Annotated in this window: 4 protein-coding genes and 1 pseudogene; all 5 read left to right on the plus strand. The window is 51.5% G+C overall.

The features are described 5' to 3' along the window. Positions 1-166, plus strand: a pseudogene (rimI, locus tag RTK32_RS20665) (ribosomal-protein-alanine N-acetyltransferase); the annotation flags it as partial. A 9-nt stretch (positions 167-175) separates the two neighbouring features. After that, a complete protein-coding gene (yjjG, locus tag RTK32_RS20670; protein WP_312047230.1) occupies positions 176-856 on the plus strand; it encodes a pyrimidine 5'-nucleotidase in 681 nt (226 codons plus the stop codon). 890 nt (positions 857-1,746) lie between these two features. After that, positions 1,747-2,244, plus strand: coding sequence for an SH3 domain-containing protein (locus RTK32_RS20675; RefSeq protein WP_312047226.1), 498 nt, complete (start codon positions 1,747-1,749; stop codon positions 2,242-2,244). A gap of 22 nt (positions 2,245-2,266) precedes the next feature. Beyond that, on the plus strand, positions 2,267-2,755 hold the full coding sequence (tssJ, locus tag RTK32_RS20680) for a type VI secretion system lipoprotein TssJ (RefSeq protein ID WP_312047228.1): 489 nt from the start codon (positions 2,267-2,269) through the stop codon (positions 2,753-2,755). Positions 2,756-2,779: 24 nt separating this feature from the next. Continuing rightward, a partial coding sequence (gene tssK, locus RTK32_RS20685) for a type VI secretion system baseplate subunit TssK (protein WP_312047231.1) occupies positions 2,780-2,957 on the plus strand: 178 nt, incomplete at its 3' end.

Here is a 2,957-nt window from a genome sequence, read left to right on the forward strand (position 1 = left end):
TGCCAGACGCGGCGTACTCACGCTGTGGCTGGAGGTGCGCGCCTCGAATCACGCTGCCATCGCGCTTTATCAGCAGCTTGATTTTAATGAGGTATCGGTACGTCGTAACTATTACCCTACTGCCGAGGGGAAAGAAGATGCCATTATCATGGCGCTAACTATCTAAGGATAAATGATGCTTAAAGAGTGGGACTGGATATTGTTTGACGCTGACGACACGCTGTTTCACTTTGATGCGTATGCCGGATTACAGCGCCTTTTCCAGCAGTATGACGTGGTGTTTTCACCGGATGATTATCAGGAGTATCAGTCTGTTAATAAACCGTTGTGGGTGGAATACCAGAACGGCGCGATTACCGCGCGGCAGCTGCAACACCAGCGTTTTCAGGGCTGGGCCGACAAGCTGAACGTCACGCCCCTCGATCTCAACCAGGGTTTTTTAAACGCGATGGCCGAGATCTGCGTGCCGCTGGCCGGCGCGGTGAATCTGTTAAACTGCCTGAAAGGCCATGTAAAAATGGGCATCATCACCAACGGTTTTACGGCGCTGCAGCAGATCCGTTTGGAGCGCACCGGCTTTCTGGGCTACTTCGACCTGGTGGTTATCTCTGAACAGGTAGGCCACGCCAAACCCCATCCGGCCATTTTCGAACATGCGCTGGAAAAGATGGGTAATCCCCCGCGCGGCCGGGTCATGATGGTAGGTGATAACCCTGATTCTGACATTCTGGGTGGGATGCGTGCCGGGCTGGCAACCTGTTGGCTGAACGCTGACAATCGCCCCTTACCCGACGGTATCGTGCCGACCTGGCAGGTCGCTAAGCTACAGGAACTCGAAGAGATTCTAATTGCTTAAGTTTGGCTCATCTGTAGTAAAAACCTTTTAATTTCCCTTTAGTCAGCAAAAGTATCTGGATAGCGCGTAAATAAAAGCTCTGTCCGATACTTTGTTTTTTTGATTCTCTCTCCGAAATTACCTTTCTCCCCTGTATTAAAGTTCAGTGCCAGTACCAACTGTGTCTATATAATATTTAGTTATTAATAAAATGAATTTTAGTAAAAAAATGAAATATATAGATGAAGAAAATATCACCAAATCGGGCTGGTCTGGCAAAAATGCGCCTCAGGCTGCTCAAATTTTGTTTAATTTTTTTACATTAGCATTACTAAAGCTTAAGCGCAGTGGGAGAGAGCGTTGAATAATTAAAAGGACTCTGTAAACTTGCCGGAAAAAGGGTCTCCACCCCCTGGATTCTGCCCGGGCAGCCTGCTTCACTGCTGGCCCGTGCGGTAGCTATGGTAATGTAGAGTCAGAGGATCACTTATGTACTTGCATGATGCTGTTACCTTTTTTAACCACATTATCGTCAGGGGTAAGAGATAAAGAAAATCTGAAAAAAAGGTTATCTGAACGACTTATTTTCAGGCAGCCGCGGCAGGGTATCCGGCGAGATAGTCCTGACGCTCCAGCTTTAAACGGTGCTATAAAACAGTCTGCGGCTAGTTGACGAGCCGTAAAAGATCGATTTGCTTAATAATTAACCCGCTAACCAGGCGTTATACCCTGTTGGGCGAGTTATAATAGCGCTTCGGTTTTATTAACCATTGCAGTAATCGGGCGCGGCAGAGGCTGTTTATCAACGTGGCACGACCAGCCGACAGCAGAGTACGGCTGTAAACCCGGTCAACCCGCCTTCAGCCGCACTTTCGCACAAGCCTTTTTAAACAGAAAACATGAGGACCCGGGTGAAAATTCGAATTGCATTAAGCCTGCTTTTTGTTCTGACGGTAGCGGGATGTAAGGCGCCACCGCCGCCAATGACCGACGATACCCTCGTTTCCAGCACCGTCGACGGCGTGAAACTGACCTACCGTCATGCGGTACAGCCGCCGCTCTCTTTTACCCCGGTGAACGAGGAATATCGGGCGCTTTACGCCGCTTCGGTGATGACGCGTCCTGACTTCGGCGGCAAGCTGGTCAGCCATCTGGAAAACGGCAAGCCTTATACCGTTCTCGGCACGGTGGAAAATAACTGGTTCGCCATCGCCGAGAGCGGGGAAGAGCAGCTGATCGGCTATGTGCCGCTGCGTGCCGTAGTAAAAAGCGACCTTTACGATAAAACCCTTAAGGCCGATGCCCGCCGTAAACGTGTTCGTGCCCCGGCGAAAAAGACCTGCGTTGCGGTTGATGGCGACAGCAAAGCCTGCCAGAACAGCAACAGCGGAACCTGGGTGATCGACTAATCCAGTAGCTAAGTAGCTAATAATGATGAACAGAAACGTTCTGCGCCTGAGTTTTCAGGCGCTTTTCCTGATAGCACTCAGCGTGCTGACAGGTTGCACTTCGCACAGCGTACCTTCTCACTACAGCCTGGCGTTCAGGCATCCTTCGCAGATTAATCACGGCGCACCGCTTAAGGTTCGCGTATTGCTGCTGCGGTCCGACGCCGATTTCGTGTCCGCCGATTTTTATTCGCTGCAAAACAAAACGGGTGCCCTGTTGGGCGGCGCATTGCTGAACAGTGAACAACTCTTTCTGATGCCCGGTAAAAGCACTGACACCCTGAGCGGGCCGCTGCCTGCTGAGGCTCGCTACATTGGCGTGCTTGCCGAATACCAGTCGCTTGACGGGAAAAAATGGCGTCTTTCGCTGCCGCTGCCGACCGGTACGGACGCGGTCTGGCAGCAGGTGGACAGCCTTCTGCAAGCCACTCTCGTCGCTAACGACAGCGGACTCCTTGCCGTCAGTCACTGACGCCAGCCTGAAAACGGAAGCCTTATGAACAAAGCAGAAAAAGTGGTCTGGACCGAAGGCATGTTCCTGCGCCCGCATCATTTTCAGCAGGCAGAGAGCTATCAGCAAAGCCTGCTGAACCAGTGGGGCCAGGCTCAACGGCCCTATATGTGGGGCTTTCTCGACTACGAAATTGACGAAGCGCTGCTGCGCCAGGGGAAAA

This window comes from Erwinia sp., from assembly GCF_031978025.1.
Lineage (GTDB): Bacteria > Pseudomonadota > Gammaproteobacteria > Enterobacterales > Enterobacteriaceae > Erwinia.